The 20,153-nt window shown below is 38.2% G+C and carries 22 protein-coding genes; 10 read left to right on the forward strand and 12 right to left on the reverse strand.

Going from position 1 to position 20,153, the window contains the following annotated elements:
• Positions 1 to 251: 251 nt before the first annotated feature.
• The 3 genes from IQ283_RS15630 to IQ283_RS15640 all read left to right on the forward strand — a co-directional run bounded on the left by IQ283_RS15630 (position 252) and on the right by IQ283_RS15640 (position 1,526).
• Complete coding sequence (locus IQ283_RS15630; protein WP_194221046.1) at positions 252 to 950, forward strand: DUF421 domain-containing protein; 699 nt, start codon at positions 252 to 254, stop codon at positions 948 to 950.
• 16 nt (positions 951 to 966) lie between these two features.
• Positions 967 to 1,146 carry a Fur-regulated basic protein FbpA gene (gene fbpA, locus IQ283_RS15635; RefSeq protein ID WP_194221047.1) on the forward strand — a complete coding sequence of 60 codons (180 nt, stop codon included), beginning with the start codon at positions 967 to 969 and terminating at the stop codon, positions 1,144 to 1,146.
• Between the two features lie 257 nt (positions 1,147 to 1,403).
• Positions 1,404 to 1,526, forward strand: coding sequence for an aspartyl-phosphate phosphatase Spo0E family protein (locus tag IQ283_RS15640; RefSeq protein WP_194222263.1), 123 nt, complete (start codon positions 1,404 to 1,406; stop codon positions 1,524 to 1,526).
• On the opposite strand, the gene IQ283_RS15645 is transcribed toward IQ283_RS15640, so the two are convergent.
• Positions 1,479 to 1,646 carry a hypothetical protein gene (locus tag IQ283_RS15645; protein ID WP_194222344.1) on the reverse strand — a complete coding sequence of 56 codons (168 nt, stop codon included), beginning with the start codon at positions 1,644 to 1,646 and terminating at the stop codon, positions 1,479 to 1,481. The two genes, IQ283_RS15640 and IQ283_RS15645, sit on opposite strands and share 48 nt — an antisense overlap.
• 339 nt (positions 1,647 to 1,985) lie before the next feature.
• Between IQ283_RS15645 and IQ283_RS15650 the strand changes: the two genes are divergently transcribed.
• A complete protein-coding gene (locus IQ283_RS15650; protein WP_048310190.1) occupies positions 1,986 to 2,228 on the forward strand; it encodes a type B 50S ribosomal protein L31 in 243 nt (80 codons plus the stop codon).
• A gap of 85 nt (positions 2,229 to 2,313) precedes the next feature.
• Here IQ283_RS15650 and IQ283_RS15655 read toward each other — a convergent pair whose 3' ends face one another.
• Positions 2,314 to 2,796 carry a sigma-70 family RNA polymerase sigma factor gene (locus tag IQ283_RS15655; RefSeq protein ID WP_194221048.1) on the reverse strand — a complete coding sequence of 161 codons (483 nt, stop codon included), beginning with the start codon at positions 2,794 to 2,796 and terminating at the stop codon, positions 2,314 to 2,316.
• A gap of 398 nt (positions 2,797 to 3,194) precedes the next feature.
• Positions 3,195 to 4,079: a TetR/AcrR family transcriptional regulator gene (locus IQ283_RS15660; RefSeq protein ID WP_194221049.1), complete on the reverse strand. Its 885-nt coding sequence runs from the start codon at positions 4,077 to 4,079 to the stop codon at positions 3,195 to 3,197.
• 223 nt (positions 4,080 to 4,302) lie between these two features.
• Here IQ283_RS15660 and IQ283_RS15665 point away from each other — a divergent pair, with 223 nt between their 5' ends.
• Positions 4,303 to 7,467 carry an efflux RND transporter permease subunit gene (locus IQ283_RS15665; protein WP_194221050.1) on the forward strand — a complete coding sequence of 1,055 codons (3,165 nt, stop codon included), beginning with the start codon at positions 4,303 to 4,305 and terminating at the stop codon, positions 7,465 to 7,467.
• A 164-nt stretch (positions 7,468 to 7,631) separates the two neighbouring features.
• On the forward strand, positions 7,632 to 8,465 hold the full coding sequence (locus tag IQ283_RS15670) for an STAS domain-containing protein (RefSeq protein ID WP_194221051.1): 834 nt from the start codon (positions 7,632 to 7,634) through the stop codon (positions 8,463 to 8,465).
• Here the strand turns inward: IQ283_RS15670 and IQ283_RS15675 are convergent.
• Together IQ283_RS15675 and IQ283_RS15680 are read right to left on the reverse strand one after the other, a co-directional pair.
• A complete protein-coding gene (locus tag IQ283_RS15675; RefSeq protein WP_194221052.1) occupies positions 8,460 to 8,795 on the reverse strand; it encodes a hypothetical protein in 336 nt (111 codons plus the stop codon). The two genes, IQ283_RS15670 and IQ283_RS15675, sit on opposite strands and share 6 nt — an antisense overlap.
• Before the next feature lie 300 nt (positions 8,796 to 9,095).
• A complete protein-coding gene (locus IQ283_RS15680) occupies positions 9,096 to 9,764 on the reverse strand; it encodes a haloacid dehalogenase type II (RefSeq protein ID WP_194221053.1) in 669 nt (222 codons plus the stop codon).
• 167 nt (positions 9,765 to 9,931) lie between these two features.
• Between IQ283_RS15680 and lepB the strand changes: the two genes are divergently transcribed.
• Complete coding sequence (gene lepB / locus IQ283_RS15685; protein WP_194221054.1) at positions 9,932 to 10,486, forward strand: signal peptidase I; 555 nt, start codon at positions 9,932 to 9,934, stop codon at positions 10,484 to 10,486.
• 307 nt (positions 10,487 to 10,793) lie between these two features.
• A complete protein-coding gene (locus IQ283_RS15690; RefSeq protein WP_194221055.1) occupies positions 10,794 to 11,591 on the forward strand; it encodes a CAP domain-containing protein in 798 nt (265 codons plus the stop codon).
• Positions 11,592 to 11,624: 33 nt separating this feature from the next.
• Here the strand turns inward: IQ283_RS15690 and IQ283_RS15695 are convergent, their stop codons facing one another.
• The 4 genes from IQ283_RS15695 to IQ283_RS15710 all read right to left on the reverse strand — a co-directional run bounded on the left by IQ283_RS15695 (position 11,625) and on the right by IQ283_RS15710 (position 16,475).
• Complete coding sequence (locus IQ283_RS15695) at positions 11,625 to 12,308, reverse strand: DNA alkylation repair protein (protein WP_242057363.1); 684 nt, start codon at positions 12,306 to 12,308, stop codon at positions 11,625 to 11,627.
• Positions 12,309 to 12,612: 304 nt separating this feature from the next.
• Positions 12,613 to 13,458: an STAS domain-containing protein gene (locus IQ283_RS15700; RefSeq protein ID WP_194221056.1), complete on the reverse strand. Its 846-nt coding sequence runs from the start codon at positions 13,456 to 13,458 to the stop codon at positions 12,613 to 12,615.
• A 208-nt stretch (positions 13,459 to 13,666) separates the two neighbouring features.
• On the reverse strand, positions 13,667 to 14,695 hold the full coding sequence (locus tag IQ283_RS15705; RefSeq protein WP_194221057.1) for an SEC-C metal-binding domain-containing protein: 1,029 nt from the start codon (positions 14,693 to 14,695) through the stop codon (positions 13,667 to 13,669).
• A 130-nt stretch (positions 14,696 to 14,825) separates the two neighbouring features.
• A complete protein-coding gene (locus IQ283_RS15710; protein WP_194221058.1) occupies positions 14,826 to 16,475 on the reverse strand; it encodes a PAS domain-containing sensor histidine kinase in 1,650 nt (549 codons plus the stop codon).
• Positions 16,476 to 16,734: 259 nt separating this feature from the next.
• Between IQ283_RS15710 and IQ283_RS15715 the strand changes: the two genes are divergently transcribed.
• Positions 16,735 to 17,769 carry an LCP family protein gene (locus IQ283_RS15715; RefSeq protein ID WP_276511839.1) on the forward strand — a complete coding sequence of 345 codons (1,035 nt, stop codon included), beginning with the start codon at positions 16,735 to 16,737 and terminating at the stop codon, positions 17,767 to 17,769.
• Positions 17,770 to 17,913: 144 nt separating this feature from the next.
• The gene (locus IQ283_RS15720) at positions 17,914 to 18,765 is read left to right on the forward strand and encodes a YihY/virulence factor BrkB family protein (protein WP_194221059.1); all 852 of its coding nucleotides are present in this window, start codon (positions 17,914 to 17,916) and stop codon (positions 18,763 to 18,765) included.
• Here the strand turns inward: IQ283_RS15720 and IQ283_RS15725 are convergent.
• From IQ283_RS15725 to IQ283_RS24195, 3 genes are all read right to left on the reverse strand, one after another.
• Positions 18,762 to 19,562, reverse strand: a complete 801-nt coding sequence (locus tag IQ283_RS15725) for a sensor histidine kinase (protein ID WP_194221060.1) — start codon at positions 19,560 to 19,562, stop codon at positions 18,762 to 18,764. The genes IQ283_RS15720 and IQ283_RS15725 overlap by 4 nt on opposite strands.
• A 166-nt stretch (positions 19,563 to 19,728) precedes the next feature.
• A complete protein-coding gene (locus tag IQ283_RS15730; protein WP_194221061.1) occupies positions 19,729 to 19,935 on the reverse strand; it encodes a heavy-metal-associated domain-containing protein in 207 nt (68 codons plus the stop codon).
• A 60-nt stretch (positions 19,936 to 19,995) separates the two neighbouring features.
• Entirely contained in the window at positions 19,996 to 20,115 is a 120-nt protein-coding gene (locus IQ283_RS24195; protein WP_226612411.1) for a DUF6254 family protein, read from the reverse strand.
• Positions 20,116 to 20,153 lie beyond the last annotated feature (38 nt).

Raw genomic sequence — 20,153 nt, forward strand, 5'->3', positions numbered from 1 at the left:
TCCTTTCTGGTTCGTCAGAAGTTCGTTTGCTTTTCTCATCTTACCGTACCCGCTGAATTGTGTATAGACAAGCTCCGTGATTCTTTAAAAATGGAAATGATCACTACAAAGGTTCATGAACAAGATGAATGAGAGCATTCATCAATCGTCCTTTCAGTATTAATAAAGGATAAATGTTTAGGAAATGGGCAAAATGGTAGAATGTGCAAATAAAAAGTGGTTTTTAAGCGGAATCAAAGGGGAACATGAGTATGGTGGACTGGTTTGAAGTTATACTAAGATCTTTGTTTATTCTTATCGGACTCTTTTTCATCACAAAGCTTCTAGGGAAAAAGCAATTATCTAAGCTTTCCTATTTTGAATATATTGTTGGCATCATTATTGGTGACATTGCCGGTAGTTTATCAATGGACATCGAGGTAAGCGTCCTTCATGGAATTACAAGCCTTTTAATATGGACGCTCGCATCTGTATTACTCAGCTATTTATCACTGAAAAATAAAAAAGTAAGAGATTTCGTGGAAGGAAAAGCACGAATTTTTATAAAAGATGGTAAGATCCTTGAGGATAACTTAAAGAAAGAGCGTTTTACAATTGATGAACTGCTAGAAATGCTTCGCAAAAAAAGCGTCTTTTCTGTAAATGAAGTAGAGTTTGCACTATTTGAAGCGGATGGAGAGCTCAGCGTTTTATTAAAGCGAGATTATCGGATGGTAAGGCCAGCGGAACTCTGGCTTAATCTACCTGAAGAGAAAGAGCCAAAAACCGTGATTATGGATGGAGAAATTATTAAAGAAATGCTTGATGAAGTAGGGAAGAGCGAAGAGTGGCTGAGAAGCTACCTATTAGACAAAGAGGTTGTAGTAGAAGATGTTTTTCTTGCGCAGCTTCACTCTGATGGAAAGTTAACGCTTGATTACTATGAAGATGGCATTTCTGAAGTTGAATAGCACAATGGAGGATGTTATGGAAAAAGAAAGATCGTTCCGATCAAAAGAAGAGCTTATCGTACTTCTTCTAGATCGTGGAATATATAAAGTGAAGCACAAGCAATTATACGAGTGCTCCCAAACAGAATTGTACTACTACTATCTTTCTATAACGAGAGATAAATTACAACGATTAACTACAAAGGTTAGTTCGTAACAGCTTCTATATAGAAGCTGTTATTTTTGTTCATGAATGGTCTTATATTAAGAACTTGTTCGAATAGTGTAAAGAACGTTTTAATAAAGAAATAGAGTCATTTTGTCTAGTTTTGGCGAAAGCCTTCACAAGTCATAGAATAATTTGGATAATAGAGCTTGTACTTAAATGGATAGGAGGGGTGACGAACCTTGTTATATGTTAAACAGGACGCAAAAGAAGAATTGCTTCACTGGATAAAGCGTAAGCAAGAGGAAATGATTGAGATTGGCACCACTAAAGGGATATCACATCAAGAAACTTTACAGTGTAGTCAGGAGTTGGATGATTTACTAACTTCGTATCAACGTTTGACCTCCGTCAACCAACTTAGAAGTTAACCTTTGGATCGAGTGAAAAATGGCTTCCTTAACGACTGGTGGATAATCGTTTTGGAACTCACGAATACAATCACGAATTTGTTGAATTAGTATGATCTCCTCACGAACTGCATCGTTCATTTCAACATCCTCCTCGAGATTCAGTTTATACACCCAATCATGACAAATTAGACACTTAATCGTCAATCCTTTTTCCTTAAAATCGTTCAAATGTTCTTATAAAATTCATTATTTTCTGTTAAATTAAGTCTTTTGTACTAAATGTATTGTATGACTTACATAATGTTCTTTAATTTTCTTAAAAAAACTTTCATACAATGTTTGAACAAATGGCTCAAAGATTATATACTAGAAAGGACGGGTTTTGGTGCCCATTATTATGTGGCCCCAAACCTCTGTTTATTTCTATAACATTCATTTAACGTAAATGATGATTTGATTGATAAAGGAGGTCTAGCAATGAAGGAAGGAATCCATCCAAAATACCAGCAAGTTGTATTTTTAGACGTTAGTACTGGTTTTAAGTTTCTAACTGGTTCTACTATGGGATCTAACGAAACGATTGAGTGGGAAGACGGTAGCGAATATCCACTAATCAAAGTTGATATTAGTTCTGAATCTCACCCATTCTACACTGGTCAGCAGCGCTTTAACGATGCTGGTGGTCGTGTTGAAAAGTTCAAAAAGAAATACAACCGCTAATAAAAGTAGAAAACACTCCCAGGAGTGTTTTCTTTTTTTTGACAAAAAATAAACGATAAAAGTGATAGGAGCTTTTATGAAACTCTCAAGACGATAAAAGCTGTTTTCGTAACTTTGATAATGCACTTTTTCTCCAGGATTTTACTGCTTCAATGCTCACTCCTTCAACACCTGCTAATGTCTTAAGGGATTCCCCGCCCAAAGCAACCATGTCCACCCATTTACTCTGATTTTCTGTAAGATAACTTAAGTCAAGTTCAGGTAATAGAGTTTGTTGATGAATTGGAAGCCTTTCTTCATATTCACTCCAATCTGAGTGAAGAGAGAGCTGGTTAGACAATCGTATTTCTTGGCGACATTCATCAATTAGCTTTCCTCGGACTTTCATGTAGGCGTAAGATGAAAAACTTCCTTTTCCATTTTGATAGCTTTCAGCACATTCCCATAGGGCGATCATGGCTACCTGCTCATATCTAATATAATGGTTTGTAAGATGAAGCTTTTTAATCTGACTTTTGATGAGTGGCATGTATTGTTTAACCAATTCTTCAAATACGCTATCTTCCAATGAAATCTTCTCCTGTAATCAGGTGCACCTTACTTTTATTCCGCCGGTAAATCAGACGATACGTGAATAAGGGGGAAGAGTCATATGAGCAAACTTAGAGTTTCGTATAGGAGAATCAGTATGTACATCACGTCATGCTTGTGGGGATGGGGAGTACAGGCACACTCATAATTACCTAACAGAGAATCTTTCCTTTTTCATATTCGGTATACCAAAATCTTAAAGAAACATAAAAAAACGATCTAAGATTAGATCGTTTTCGGAGGAGAGGACTTATGCTTTTCGATAGCAAAGCTGGGCGTTAATTCCTTTTAATTGAAGTTCGCGGACAATACGTCTTAACTCTTCTTTTGTTAGGAGCGGCTCTTTCACAATCTTCCACCTCCACTAATTTTGGATTACTGATCAAGTTCCAATGCGTCAATAAGTGCAGTCTTATATAAGTCAAGTTCGGAGAATCCTTCAAACTGGTGTAGCATTCCTTTAAAGATAAAGCGACGCGGGTTTGGATCACTTACTTCCTTCTTCAAAAATTGAATAGTTTCAAGCAACTCTTTACGCTGATTTTCTTGAATGTTCATTCGATTAATCAACGTAGCCATTTCATTCAATATATGAGAAGGGGATTTTCGCTCGCATCCATCTGAATGACTCATGTTCTGGAAGATTGCAGAGGCATGATCCAATGAGAGGAAGGGGGCAGTGTTATTTTCTAACATACCGCTTACCATGTCATTCAAGCGACTTAATATAAAGCGTGGAAGATACTCCAGGTCTAGGTCAGCATTCTGTAAGACAATTAGCTTGATATAGGAGGAGTACATACCATCTAGGAGCAAAACACAGTCCGGGAGAATCGGAGTAATCCGATCGCCATATAAGTCTTGAATGCTACTCGCTAACGTTTCAAGGGACTCCATTCTTATCTTAAGAATTAAATCGTCAATTTCTTTGTTCATCGAAATAGCTTGTTCCCTGAATTGCATAATAATAAACTCTTTATGATGCAAAATTTCTTGTGCTTGAACGTATAGAAGCTTCTCTAGCCGTTCTTCAGGGGTGAAGGAATCTAATTTCGCTTCTGATATTTTCTTTTTTAACTTCTCATAATAATAAGCGAAAATGGAATAAAGCACATCATCTTTAGATTGGAAATGGAGATAAACGGCTCCTTTAGAAATTCCACTTTCATTAGCGATTTCCTGTATAGACGTGGAATGGAATCCTTTTTTGGCAAAAAGCTGCATCGCCGTTTCAAGGATCACTTTCTTTTTTTCATTCATCTTACACCTCTGTTCGCCAGTAATTTTACTGACCGGGTTTTGATGACCAATTGGTCACATCTATTATATCATGTTCAAGTTTTTTTTCCTAATCTCATTTTTTACGTATATTTTACAGTGATTTGTAAACAAAATAACTTGAATTATAACGTTTAATTAAGTATAGTTATTGTGTAATGACCGGTCAGTCATAGCAGAAGTAGAAAAAAGGAGTGGAAGCTGCTTGAGAAAGCTGATTCAATTTTCATTAAATAATAAGTTTGCAGTTTGGTTATTAACGATTATCATAACCGCTGCCGGATTATACTCAGGGTTTAATATGAAGATGGAGACCATTCCAAATATTAATACCCCGCTCGTGTCCGTGACAACAGTGTATCCTGGTGCAACACCAGAAGAAGTGTCTGATAAAGTATCAGAACCAATTGAAAACAAAGTGGAAAGTCTCCCAGGAGTGAAGGTCGTTAGTTCATCTTCATTTGAAAATGCTTCGAATGTGCAAATTGAATATAATTTCAGTAAAAACATGGATGAAGCTGAAGATGAAGTAAGGGAAACCATTCAGTCACTTTCATTACCTGAAGAAACGCAAGACCCAGACGTGTCACGACTAAGTTTTAATGCTTTTCCAGTCATGTCTCTAAGCGTTTCAGAGAAAGATCGTTCACTTACAGAATTAACCCAGCGTGTAGAAGATGATGTACTTCCAGCTGTTGAAGGCGTGGAAGGTGTTTCTTCTGTATCGATTGCTGGGCAGGAAGTCGAAGAAGTATCCTTCTCATTTAAAGATGAGAAAATGGAAGAGTACGGTTTAGACGAAGAGACTGTTAAGAATCTCATTAAAGGTTCTGCTGTTAACATTCCTCTTGGGCTATATAACTTTGACGATAATCAAAAAGCAGTTGTTGTAGACGGTAATGTATCGTCATTAGAAGATTTAAAAGAACTTGAAATTCCAGTCATTCCATCACAGCAGGGTCAGGGAGCTCAAGCAGGCTCAGCTCCTCAAGCACCTTCATCAACTGATGGTGCACAAGCCCCGTCCGCTTCTGCTGAAGGAGCTAGCGAAGCTCAAGCACAACCGAAAGTTCCAACCGTTCAGCTTCAGGACATTGCAGACATTGAATTAGTTGGTGAAGCAGAATCAATTTCCCGTACGAACGGTCAAGAATCGATTGGTATCCAAGTTACAAAGAGCGCAGATGCTAACACTGTTGATGTTGTAAATGGTGTGAAAGATAAAATCGCCTCACTTGAAGATTCGAATAGCGACATTAGTATTGTGACGATATTCGACCAAGGAGAACCTATCGAAGAATCTGTTAGTACAATGTTGAATAAGGCGATTATTGGAGCAATTTTCGCAGTATTAATCATACTATTGTTCTTGCGTAACATTCGCTCAACTTTAATCTCAGTTATTTCAATACCGCTAAGTTTATTAATCGCATTGTTAGTTTTAAATCAATTAGAAATTACACTGAACATTATGACACTTGGTGCGATGACGGTTGCGATTGGTCGTGTTGTCGATGATTCCATTGTTGTCATAGAGAACATATATCGACGTATGGCCATTGAAGGCGAGGAGCTACGAGGGAAAGAACTCATTACAGAAGCTACGAAGGAAATGTTCCTTCCAATTATGTCTTCAACCATTGTAACGATTGCCGTATTCCTACCACTTGGCCTAGTGCAGGGACCAGTAGGTGAACTATTCTTACCATTTGCACTAACGATTGTATTCGCACTACTAGCATCGTTGCTTGTTGCGATTACCATTGTTCCAGCGATGGCTCACTCTCTCTTTAAAAAAGGGCTTGTGAAAAAATCCGGAAAACCTTCGCATAAAGAAGAAGGAACTAGTCGTCTTGCGAACGGTTATAAGAAGATGCTGAATTGGGTACTCAATCATAAGCTGATTACCTTTGGAGCAAGTGTACTTGTATTAGTCGGAAGTCTTTTCCTTGCACCGATTGTTGGCGTAAGCTTCTTACCTTCCGATCAAGAGAAAATGATTGTAGCGACTTATAATCCAGAGCCTGGTGAAACGTCTGAAAATATCAATGATCTTGCTCTTGAAGCGGAAGATTATTTCCTTGATAAAGAAGATGTTGATACAATTCAGTTCTCAGTTGGTGGAGAAAACCCAATGAATCCAGGTGCAAGTAACCAGGTTCTCTTCTTCGTAAGCTATGATGAAGAGACAGAAGGATTCGAAGAAGAACGCAAAAACGTTCTTGAAGATTTGAAACAAATGAGTGAAAAAGGTGAATGGGGCTATCAGGACGTCTCAGCTTCTGGTGGAAGTAACCAGATCACATTAGTTGTGAATGGAGAAACAATGGATGACCTTGGTCCAGTTGTTGAAGATGTAACGGCCGTTCTAGAGAAAGAAAAAGATCTTACAAATATTAGTTCTAGTATTTCTGAATCCTACGATCAATTTACGATTGTAGCAAATCAAGAAAAACTAAGTGAGCTAGGGCTATCAGCTGGTCAAATAGGAATGGAGCTTCGAAACACAGGGGAAGCACCAGTTCTTACAACCATCCAAAAAGATGGGGAAGAAATAAATGTCGTTCTTGAAGTAAATGAGAAGACATATAAAGACCAAGAAGATTTAGAAGGTACAACGATTACGTCACCACTTGGAGTGGACGTACCTCTAAGTGAAATTTCAACGATAGAAGAAGGGGAGTCTTCTAACACAATCACTCGTCGTGATGGCAAAGTGTATGCTAACGTGACAGCCGAAGTCCTTGATGACAATGTTGGTCAAGTTTCTGCAGATGTGCAAGAAACGATTGATAACATGGACTTACCGGACTCATCAGAAGTAAGTCTTGGGGGAGTAACTCAGGATATTAATGAGTCCTTTACTCAGCTCGGTTTAGCAATGCTTGCTGCTATTGCGATTGTGTACCTTGTTCTTGTGATTACCTTCGGAGGTGGTCTTGCACCACTTGCAATCTTGTTCTCACTTCCTTTTACCGTGATCGGTGGACTGGTAGGATTGTTGATTGCTGGAGAAACAATTAGTATTTCTTCACTAATTGGAATGCTCATGTTAATCGGTATTGTTGTGACAAATGCGATTGTACTGATTGACCGAGTGATTCATAAGGAAAAAGAAGGATATACAACAAGGGAAGCGCTACTTGAAGCTGGTGGTACGCGACTTCGACCAATTCTAATGACTGCACTTGCGACAATTGGCGCATTAGCACCACTTGCATTCGGTTTAGAAGGCGGAGCGCTCATCTCCAAAGGACTTGGCGTAACTGTTATCGGTGGTTTAACAAGTTCAACTCTTCTTACGCTAATTATTGTGCCTGTTGTGTACGAATTCTTCATGAAGTTTAGAAGGAAACCTAAAAGCGAATAGAGAATAAAAAACGGAGGCCAGTGCGGCCTCCGTTTTTTTGTGCTTTGATTAGGTAAATAAACATACAAATCGAACGGTTTTTCTAAATGATTTGTAAGATGTGTACAAACTGGTATTTTCGGGAAACAATGAACTATTAATGATGAAATAGGAGAGACATAACAATGGAAAAAGTGGAAGTAATGTATGTCGAATATTTTCATGAGCGTTTAGAAGAGATTGGAGACAAATGGACAAAGCGACTTCAACTGTTGGTTGATGAGAGAGAAGCAACTGATACGGCGGTTCTTAAAGTTCCAGAATTAAAAAAGGAAGTTCAATCATTCTGTTCTGATTTTGTTAAACAAATGATTTTTCTTGAATCAAATAGTAGGGATGTTCAAGAATGGGCTGAAAGAATGGTGCGAATATTTTCGAATCATACCTTCTCACTTCAGCAGTCAGTGGCAAGTTTAACCTATCTCAGGCAAATTCTTTGGGATGTAATGGTAGAGTTTAGTTCACAAGAAGATCAGTTAATTGAAGCAAGTCGATTAGCGGAGTGGGGCAGTTACATGAACAAATCGTTTGATTTGCTTCTTCATAAGGTAACTGTCTATACAAATCAATTAAATGAAGAACAGATTGCAGCTCAGCAAACAAAGATTACCGAATTAAGCGTACCAATCATTCCAATATCAAAAGAAATTGGCGTTCTTCCTCTTATTGGAACGATTGACACATACCGTGCTTCTCTTATCCAAAGAAAAGGAATTGAGCGTAGCTCGGAGCTCCAGCTATCCTACCTTGTGATTGATTTATCAGGCGTGCCAATTATGGATACGATGGTAGCAAATGAAATCTTCCAGCTTATCAAAATGCTTGAACTCTCAGGAATTGAATCGATTCTAACGGGCATTAGGCCAGAAATTGCGCAAACCGCTGTGCAGCTTGGAATTGATTTTAATAATGTGAATACTTATGCTCACCTGCATCAAGCTTTGAGAGCTATTCTATAGCATGCAGGTGAGGTGATCATTAAGCAACTGGTAATTGCCATGCTTTAACAAAAAGAGAGCTATGATGTATTTGCTATTACGTTTAAGGATGCTAACGCTATAAAAGAATTGCTTTGAAAGCTCACGATACGGTAATTTTCTTGACTTAAAAATGCTCCTTACAAGATCTTCGGTTGAAGCGAGTTTAAAGGCTATTTCTTTACACAAGTCTCGAGTTGCATGCTCTGCCGGCGTACTAGCTGGCAGCTTTTTTAGTGTAATACGGAATAAACGTAGCTGTTCCTGATAGCGAATGATTTCTTTCTGAATCGAATGATTTACCTTTATCATAGTTCGAGTACCTGGCTTCTTTCTCTCAAATTTTAGTAAATGAACGCTTTGATGTGTAGATTATACGGCTAAGCGTAGTGCTGGTCAATGGGCCTATTTTGGTAAATGGGTGATACGGCTGTGGGTCTAAAGTATCGTTCGTGTGAAAGAACGCTCTTATCGTTTCCGATATAAGTATGGGGAAGAACTTCAATACGAAAACCCGAACTTTCGTTCAGGTTTTCATAAGTATATTTAATACTCTTAGTTTGACGCAAGCGGGCAAAACGTAGAGATATCCATTTGATTCTGAGTAAAGCATTAAGACCAGCTCGTTATACCACTTAACTCATGGTAGATACTATCTGGTTGAAGGTTTAGCTTTTCAACAGGGTTTTCGTTACGGTTAATCCAGGCTGTATAAAAACCGAAGTTCTTGGCGCCAGATATATCCCATCCATTTGAAGACATGAACAGAACTTCTTCTCGCTTAAGCTCAAGGAAGTCAAGTGCATGAGTATAAGCAGCAGGTGATGGTTTGAATTGTTTAATGTCATCTGCGCTTATAATGTAATCCAGGTGTTCAGATAGAGGAGATTGCTTTACTAGCGGATCGAGCATATCGTGTGAACCATTTGAAAAAATAGCAAGCGTCATACCTTGTGCTTTTAATTCTTTAAGTACCTTTGGAACCTCTTCATACACATCTAGTTGCTGATAAGCTTCGAGAAGAATTTCCTCATTCTCATGACTTAACTCTGTTTCTGCTTCTTCTACAGCATAACGAAGCGCATCCCGAGTAACCTCAGAAAAAGGTCGGTAGTTTCCCATCATTTGTCTGAGATAGCTATATTCAAGTTGTTTTTTTCTCCAACTTTGACTGATTTGATCTCCTTTACTAGGAAACAGTTCTTCACACTTTTTAGATACTGAAAAAACATCAAACAATGTACCATATGCATCAAATACGAAAGCCTTTATATTTTTCATAAGAATCCTCCTTTAAGGATGTAACTTGATTAAGTGTTCCACAAAAAGAAGGGAAGATAAAATTTTTTGCTCAAAATAGGCTGAAAGACAGCGGCATTAATATGGAACTTTATAGGAAAATTATGCTAGACTTAAAATAGAATCTTGATTGAATGCTGGAGGGCGAAATGAAAACAGAAATAGAAGCAAATTGGCTAAAAGATTGGGGTGCACCTCTCCTTTTTGCTATTATCCTGGCATTTGTGATTAAAATGTTTATCATCGCTCCATACATTGTAGAAGGAGCTTCAATGGATCCAACGCTACATGATGGAGATCGTCTGCTCGTTAACAAATTCATCTCCTATGTGCAGGAAGAGCCAGCAAGAGGAGACATTATTATTATTAAGGATGAGGATGCAGAGAAGCATTATGTGAAACGAGTGATTGGATTACCTGGAGACATTATCGAAATGAGTCAGGATAACCTTTATGTAAACGACAAACAGCTTAAAGAACCTTACTTAGACGGAAATCGTGCTGATGCAGAAACAATGGGTATGAGATTAACAGAAGATTTTGGTCCTGTTGAAGTACCCGAAGGACAGCTTTTTGTGATGGGTGATAATCGTTTAAGAAGTATGGATAGCCGAAATGGTCTTGGGAAAATTGAGCTGGAAGAAGTTGTTGGAAAAGCAGAAGTGGTTTGGTTTCCTTTTAAAGAAGTGAGATCAACAAATTGAAGTAAACTAGAAGGGCGTAATCGCTCTTCTTTTTTTGTTACGCTTTTGAAACAGTTGAAATGAAACGTTAACAGTAAATTACCGCCTAAAATGTGGATCTATTACCAAACTTACAAATTTGAATATTTTAAGAGGTTCTTCTCAGAACCGTTGGTATAAAGGGGTTTTGATGAATAATTAACCTGATTTATACGTAAAATTACCTGGTATGAATTACTAGCATAGGAAGTTATTATGGTCTTTTAGACTAGCAATCTTATGATATTCTCAGTGTGTAAGAAATTTCACCAATCAGGGAGGAATCACATTGAAAAAGTCAATTATTCTAGGTGTCACAGCGGCAGCAGCCCTGCTGGCAGCAAATCCATCTAATAGTTCTGCTAATACGGGTGATCAACACGCTGTCAAAGCAGAAGTTAATGCGCAAACATTCCAGGTCAACAATATAAATGAGTTGCAGTCTATTCTTGATCGTTTTGAAAAACAATACAATATTTCTATTAAAGATTCTATTAATCTAGATCAACTTTTCCAACAGCAAGGTAAGACTGAACAGCCAGCACAAGAGGAACAGGCTGAGAAAGCTGAAGCTCCTTCTGAAGAGCCTGCTAAAGAACACGCCGAAGCACCTCAAGAGACTACACCTTCTGACGCACAGGCAGAAGAAGCACCTGCACCAGAGACAGAGCAGGCAGAACCAGCTAAGGAAACTAATGAAGACACAGGATTATCAGAATTTGAACAACAGGTTGTTAATCTTACAAATGCAGAGCGTGAAAAAGCTGGATTGCCTGCACTTGAAGTAGATACTGAACTAAGTAAAGTAGCACAAGCAAAGTCTGAAGATATGAGAGATAATAACTACTTTGCTCACAATAGCCCAACATACGGCTCACCTTTTGATATGATGAACCAGTTTGGCGTGGATTATCAATCAGCTGGAGAAAACATTGCTAAAGGACAACAAACACCAGAAGAAGTTGTGAATGCTTGGATGAACAGCGAAGGACACCGCAAGAACATTATGAACGGTAGCTTCACACATATTGGTGTTGGTTATGTAGAAGAAGGTAATATTTGGACACAACAATTTATTGGTAAGTAATAATGGAATGATAACCCATCTCTAGCAGATGGGTTATTTTTTTGCTTTATGAATGTACTTACTCGCTTCACGTTTACTAAGAGGAGGTAAGGTTTGATGTTCTATAAAGGTTTTCACGGTTTCTGGATCTGTTTTGGAATATTCTCTGAGCGACCAGCCGATCGCTTTTTGGATGAAAAATTCATTTGAATCTTTGTGTAGTAGGATGTATCTTTTGAGTCGACCAAAATCTGTGGAATCTTTATAAGAAAGTTGAAAAAGAAGCGCACTACGGTTTAGCCATAAGTTTGGACTGTTCACCCATTTGTTTGTTATCGGTGCAATTTGATCAGGATATTGTTGAAAATAAATACCTGCACTATGAACAGCAAGTCCATCTACAGTATCCCACCAGGATTTTGTGATAATAAGTTGTTCAATAAGATTGATATAGTCTTTGGGAAAACATTTGACTCGGTCAAGAAGATCAAGGGCGGCATTCTGATATTCTCGTTCTGGTAATGCCCAAAGCTTTTCAAGCAGTTCCTTAAGGGTATCAAGATCTGGATTCCCATGCCTTTTAAGCGCCTTAACAACAGCTTTCCTTCGTTCTGGTGTCTTAATGCCGAGGAAGGGAAATTGATTTCGCATATACTTTTGCATTTTTTTAGCTTGCTCTGGATTTTGGAGCGGTTCAAGCTCTTGTTGAAGAATGGTTACGGTTAAAATACTTCTCACCTCCTTCCTACATTTTACATGAGCTTTAGTTTTTATTGGAAGAATGATGACCTATTTCAATAATACTTTTTGCTACAAATAGAAGAAGGCGCGTCATTTGACGCGCCTTCTTCTTTACTAAAATAAGGAGGTTTCCCGGGGGAGGGAAGGGATGCATTATTTACTATACGTTGGAACCAGAGAAGCTTTCCGGGTTGGGAGAAAGCTTTTCTGGAATGACTAAAGTATAGCAGGCTTTCATAAAGAAATGATGATTATGGGATGTTTTTGATAAGAATGACAGATTTGTGAACAGCGTAATGAACTAATCAGAAGGATTAGAAAGAACGGCTAATTCAGTCAGTGCGTTATGAAGACTAGATTTGATGGTTAGTTTGTGTAAATCAATTCCTAACTGTACCGCTGAAATCGAAATCGAAGGACTTATACCAGTCAGAGTCACCTGAACTCCCATAAGACTTAACGCTTCTGTTATGTCAAACAAGTGTTTCGCGACCATCGTGTCCATTGTCACAACACCTGACAAGTCAATGATCATATGGTCGAGTTGAAGTTTACGAGATTGGTCAAGCGTTTTCTCCATGATTAGTGTTGCGCGGTACGTATCGATATTACCTACCAGAGGAAGAATAGCAAGGTTTTGAATAATAGGAATGATAGGTGTAGAAAGTTCTTCCAGAGTCGAGTTATATTTTGTTTCAAGCTGCTGATTACTAGTGATATAAGAACTCCCATAGCTATACACAAACTGATCAAGCAGTGGGTCAATTCTACTTGGTAGTTGAATAACATCCCGTGGTTTCATATTTAATTTTTCAACGACTGGTTCAATTGCCTCCCATATCGCCTCTCGAATGAGAGGTACAGTTACAATAAGAGAAATGATCATTTCATTTTCGTCTTGTACAAGTTCGCCAGATTCTTCTCCAAATTCTTCAATTGCTGCAAATGCATTCAAAGTGTCTTTTTGAAGACTTTTACCAATCAATTTTATAAGATAGGTCGTGTTCTTTATGGAAAGTTTCGGTTCATTATTAAAATCTGCGTCATCAAGGTCCTGACGCTGACGTTCGTATGTACTTTGTGCAATCTCCAAGGCCTGCTCAAGTATATAAGTTCCTACTTTTTGAGTAGATGTTTGATCGGTCACTTCAGTTCCCCCTTTTTCTTGTTAGCTATGTTAGTTCTATTGTTGATTCTTGATTGTTGCTCGAAGCGATGGTTATCACAGAGCGTAAACGATCTGAAAACAACAATGGTCCTTAACATAGCCTTCTTATTATATCTTATATGCTCATCAAAATTAATGAAAAAGCTGGTTTTAGTATAAAACCAGCTTGAATGTAAGATCATTAATTTTAGCTCATAGCAGGGATAAAGCGTTCGTGAAAGGCTTTATATTTACTAGAAATACTAGAAGCAGATGTTCCATATTTTTTCGCAAGAGCACTCTGGCTGATTGAAGTGTCATAAACTTTGGCAGCAAGATATTCAAGAGATGCTGCAAAGATAGAAGCTTTTCTAACAATAGGCTTTTCATCATCAGCATATTTCTTCCAAAAACGAAGAATTTCTTGAAGTTGTTCCTGAGAGTACTCTTCACTAACCTGCTCCATAAAGAGTGAAGCTACTTCTGCATCTTCTTTTCTAGACCAAATCATTTCAATCGATTCGTTTGATTCTTCTGAACCGTTGCCGTGTTTCACAATTTGACTAAGTACTTCTGGGAAATCACGTTGCATCATGGAACGAACATTGTAGTTTGATTCTTCTGATGAAAGTTTCTTTTCCACCATTTCCATAGCATCTGGTGCGATTTTAAGAAGTTCAATAAATGGCATGGCACCGTTTTTGACAGGAAGAAGAATGCCTGCTAAACTTTCTCCGCTAGTAAGGATTACTTCTTCATGTAGAAGGATACTGATCGATTGGTTTGACCCGAGTTCTTTTACGACCGCTGTGTGGCCTGACGCTTCTTCCACTGTATAAATAGACATGTAAGCATCGCGCCAGTCGTTCACGGTTTCTTTAACTTTCTCAGTAGAGAAGGTGTGCGAATAAAGTTGAAGATATTCTCTAACAATCGTTTTGTTCCACTGGTTAAGAGATTGATGGAAGATTGCCCATGGGAAAATACCGTGCATATAAGCTTCCTCAAGATTTTTGGGGATTTCAAAACGGTTAAATAGATCATTTGCTAGAGAGACCATTTTTTGATCATGTTCACTCATCGCATACTCTACAAGCTGTGCTTGAATTGTATATAGTTCTTGTGTATAGAGCTGTTCTTCTAATTGATCCTGTGCACTTTCAGATGTCATACAGCATTTCTTATATTTTTTGCCGCTGCCACAAGGACAGGGATCATTTCTTTTTGTTTTTTGCAATGTTGCTTCCTCCTTCAGGTCAAGCTTATTCGAGAATAAGAGACGAATGATATTTTAGCATAGAAATGGCTAAAAGCACAAAAAATGGACAAAATCCGAGCGGAAATGACTATTTTTGTATTCATTCCTATCATGTCTCACGTTCAATCGGAAAGCAAACGGTCACAGTGGTTCCAATTCCGACAGTACTATTAAAATCGATTTTCCCTTGATGGTTCTCAATAATTTTAAAACTAGATAGCAAACCTAGACCAGTGCCTTCTTCTTTTGTTGTGTAGAAAGGTTCTCCAAGTGTTTTTAGTTTGTGCTCAGGGATACCAACACCTTCGTCGACGATGATCACGTTAATGCTATTGTCTTTTACTACAGTCTTTAATCGTAAAACGCCACCATCAGGCATTGCTTCCATCGCATTTTTGATTAAATTAATAAAAACTTGCTTCAGCTGATTCTCTTCTCCGTATAGAGATTCATGACGCTCTGTGAAGTCTGTTATAAAAGAAATGTTGTACAGAGATGCCTGGGTACTTAAAAGCTGTATGACATATGAGAGCAATGTATTTACATTAAAAAATGTAAAATGCTCAGCCTGAGGCTTGGCAAGGACAAGCAAATCTTTAATGATCGAATCCATCCGATCAATCTCAGATAGCATAATGGAAAGGAACGGCGTCTTATCAGCGAAATCATTATCACTACTTAGAAGCTGAATGAATCCTTTGACTGATGTTAAAGGATTCCGTATTTCATGAGCTACGCTAGCGGCAAGTTGGCCAACAGCGGATAGCTTTTCTGTTTTTAACAGCGCATCTTCTGTCTTCTTTTTGTCTGTTATATCCATAAACGCAGCCATGATCCCATTGATCTGACCATTTTCATCTTGGATAGGCGCTGTAAACAAAGCTGTATAGACGATGGATCCATCCTTGCGCATCCGTTTGACTTCTTTGTTTACGATATGTCCATATTCAATAATTTCAGGAATCGTAATATCCTTTTCCTCTACAGGAACAATGGGGCTTTTCTTGCCGATCACTTCTTCGCTTTTCCATCCAAATATTTTTTCGGCAGCTGGATTCCACAATCGAATGTTTGACTCCATGTCGAGGGCAAGAGTGGCGATAGGAGAAGCGCTAATGATCGCTTGTATGAGTTGTTTCGCTTCCCAAAGTTCTTTCACAGCTTTTTTTCGTTCTGTGATGTCTCGAGTTTGGATGATCGTAGTGGATTTGTGGTTGAACATAATAGGAATCAGCGTTGATTCCACATCTATGACTTCGTTATTTGAACGTAATAACTGGTATTCAATTGTTTCAGAAGACGGCTCCTCTTGAGCGTGTATTTTATTTAGTAGGCTTTTGAATCTCTCAGTATCTTCCAAGTTAGCGATAAGTGATTGACGATTAACATAGAGGTCTTGAATCGATTCAACACCTACCATTTGCAGTCCAGTACGGTTGGTATAGGTGATTTCATCATTTTCCATAAGACAAATGGCATACGGAGAAGATTCAACAAGGCGCCGATATCGTTCTTCACTTTCAAGAAGCTGATTTTCCATTACTTCATTTTTATAGAGAAGGTGTTTCAATAGGAAATAAAGAAACAAACAAGTTAGTAAAATAAAAAACCAGCCTTTATATAGACCAATTTGCTTATTCGCTAAGAAGTCGGAAGAGAAGTGATACAGAATTGTATCAGAAAGCAATATCCAAACTGATCCGAATAGAAAATAGCTTCCTATAATGATCCAGGGGATTGATTCGGTTTTAATGTGCACTGGAGTTTGTCCTTTCTCTATAGCTTCTTATTGTATTCTACATATATCTCGAGATTTTTACAAAGTACTCCCAACTAATTGGAAAAATATTTAGGTAGAAAGTCGTAATAAAGAGTGATACATTTATAGTTAGGATTATTTCAGAATAAACCTTTTACAATGGAATCGGTCAGCGAAAGACCGACGATCATTCGGTTTATGATACGAATGATCTAGGCATGTAGTAAAAGAAGATTTATATTGAAGGAGATAATTTTCTATGAATGATGAACATATGGAACCTCGAAGTCGATATAAGCCTAAGAAAAAACGACGTGGATTAAGAATAACGCTATTCATTCTATTATTTATTATAGTTGGTTTTGGTGGGTATGCGGGATACCTTTATTATAAAGTTTCCAGCGTATCAGACCAATCAGTGATGCAACCGGAACGTGGAAACCAGTCAGACCTTAGAAATGACGCGGTTGATATGGGAAAAGATCATTTTTCCGTATTATTACTCGGTGTAGATGATGAAGAGGATACATCGAATGGGCGAAGTGATTCGATGATGGTAGCCACATTTAATCAAGATGATAAATCAATGAAGCTTCTTAGTATCCCACGTGACTCTTATGTTAATATTCCCGGAAGAGGTATGGACAAGATCACTCACGCTCATGCTTATGGTGGAATTGACTTGACGATTGATACAGTGGAAGGTTTGTTAGGAATTCCAATTGATGAAGTTGTCAGAGTTAATTTTGATGCCTTCAAAACAGTGATTGATGAAATGGGCGGAATCAAAGTTAATATTGATTCCCAGCTTATCGCAGATCAACTATACAAGGAATCAAAAGGGAAAATTGATTTAGAAGTAGGAGAACAGACGCTAAATGGGAAAGAGGCCCTTGCTTTTGCAAGAACCCGTAAAGCTGATTCAGATTTGAAGCGTGGTCAGCGCCAAATGGAAGTGATTACTGCTGCCATTGATAAAGTTAGTTCACTTTCTTCTATTCCGAAGTATGGGGACTTAGTAGATCGTATAGGTGAGAACTTAACGATGAGTTTTACATTTAACGAAGCTCTAGGACTTTATCCATTTATTTCGAAAATCGATTCAATTGAAAAACTACAGTTAACGGGTACTGATTTTCAACCTGCTGGGACTTATTATTTCAAATTGGACGATCAGTCTCTTGCGACGGCAAAAACGGAACTTAAAACTCATTTGAACCTGGAAGATCAAATTGACGATCCAAATGGGAATATGAATGCTATAGAAGAAGAGCAAAGTTCAACAACTCCTTAAATGGAATGTATGAACTTAAATTGAGAGTAAAAAGTAAGGCCTAAAGGGAGCAGACATCGCGTCTGCTCCCTTTTCGTGTTGATGATTACAGTGAGGCATAATAGGGAATGGAAGGGAAGAACTATAGAAAGGGGACTAGTGAAGATGTCAGGGATTGCATTCGTTAAAAAATTAGGTAAAGAAATAGGAGAAGATCGTGTAACAAGTCTTGCAGCAGAATTAGCATACTACTTTATGCTCTCCATTTTTCCTTTGCTTATTTTAATTCTTTCAATTCTTCCATACTTATCGATTGACAAACAGGAAGCAGTGGATTTTCTTACAAAATATGCTCCCGGAGAGACCGGAAGTATACTTCAGGATAACGTTCTATCAATCATAAGTGAGCCGCAGGGAGGGCTCTTAACGATTGGTTTACTCGGTACTCTCTGGTCTGCATCGAACGGTATGATGGCTCTGATGCGGGCCCTTAACCTTGCATATGACGTTGAAGAAACGAGATCTTTTATTAAAGCTAGACTGCTTTCGATTTGCCTAACAGTTGGACTTATACTTGTCTTTATTGTCACTCTTGTTCTACCAGTTTTCGGCGACGTCATTATAGATGCTGTTACTTCGACGCTTAACCTTCCGAGCTCGACTGAGTTTCTTTTCCGTATTTTACGTTGGGTTATAGCTGTAGGGATTATGGCGTGTATTCTGGCAGCTCTTTATCGATTTGCTCCTAATAAGCATTTTCCATTTAAAGAAGTTATTATTGGAGCAGTCGTTGCGACGATTGGCTGGCAAGTGATTTCTCTTGCTTTCGCTTTTTACGTAAGTAATTTCGGTAACTATTCAGCAACTTACGGTAGTCTTGGTGGTGTCATTATCTTAATGCTCTGGTTCTATTTAACGGGCATCATTCTTCTCGTCGGCGGTGAGGTTAACGCGCTTCTCCATAAGAACAGAAGGAGAGCAACGACTTCTGCAGAAAGCGAACAAATCGGATTTTAATGAGTCAGTGGTAATTGAATAGTGAAAGTTGTTCCAAACGATGGGACACTGCTCACCGTAATTGTTCCCTTATGATTTTGAATAATTTGTTTACAGAGGAATAGGCCAAGTCCTGTTCCTTTTTCTTTTGTCGTATAAAAAGGTTGGAAGACCTTTTGTTGAGTAGACGTATCCATGCCAGCTCCGTTATCACTAATTTTGATCGTAACGGAGTGAAGACGCTTTGCAATTGATAATGAAATCTTTCCGTTTTCTTTATTGCTACTACGAATCGATTCAATACTATTCTTGATCATATTTAAGAACACTTGCTTAAATTGTCCTGAATCGATCGTCACTTCGAGTGGTTCGGAAAAGTGATTTAGATTCGTAGTAATATCACATCTGTTCAGAGTGGCCTGGCTATGGAAAAGAAGAATAATATTTTTTAGGAAAGGAACAACATCAATACGCTCTTTGATATGTTCTATAGGACGTGCTACTTGAAGAAATTCTTCAATCAATGTATTGGTTCGATGGATTTCTGATAATAGTAAATCAGCTATATCGTTTTTTTGTAATTTATCCAAATCGGGTTTAATGAGCTGGAGGAAACCTTTCATGATGGTAAGAGGATTTTTGATTTCATGTGCTACACCTGCGACAAGATAATGAACGGTACTTAGTGTTTTATTTTCATAAGCTAAAGCTTCAAGTTTCTCGATTAACTCGTTGTATTCCTCTAATGAGCAAGGTGATGGATAATGTTTTGGCATTAGAGGGAGTTTTTTTTCGACATTCAGGTTAGTGTGATCCACTCACGCCACCCCTTTCCTTAACTTTTCATTAGCGCATAGTTATACCTTACCACCATGAAAATGCGAAGATTGAAAGTTCATAGGAAAGAATTCGAGTTTTTTTGTTGATATGTGTTGAAAATCGTCACTAAAAAAGAGCCTGCAAGTTGCACAGACTCTAACGAAGCTACGAAGGCTGATAGCCAGCGTCTTCGATTGTTTGCATGATTGCCGATGGATCAACGGCATCTTCATCATATACAATGGTCACTGTTTCTTCATTCAGATCGGCGAGAGCTCGATCGATACCGTTTAAAGAGAGAAGGGCAGATTCAATGCGTTGAATGCAGTCTTCACCTTTCATACCGGATACGGATACCGTCATTTCATTCATAAAACAAACTCCTTTCTTACTCTACAAGCCTTTACCCATATTAGAAGGAGTTTAATCGACCTAAGGTTTATTCGGTGTTTCGTTAGCAAGCTGTTCAAGCGACTTAATCTTGCCGTGTGGGTTTTGCGCTTCTTTTCTTTTTCGAAATTGTCTTTCACGCTGGCCTTTTGATTGGCTCATGTGTTGTCACCCCTTATTAGTTGTTCATTCATAAGGTG

The organism is Pseudalkalibacillus hwajinpoensis (assembly GCF_015234585.1).
In the GTDB taxonomy this organism is placed as follows: Bacteria; Bacillota; Bacilli; order Bacillales; family Guptibacillaceae; genus Guptibacillus; species Guptibacillus hwajinpoensis_B.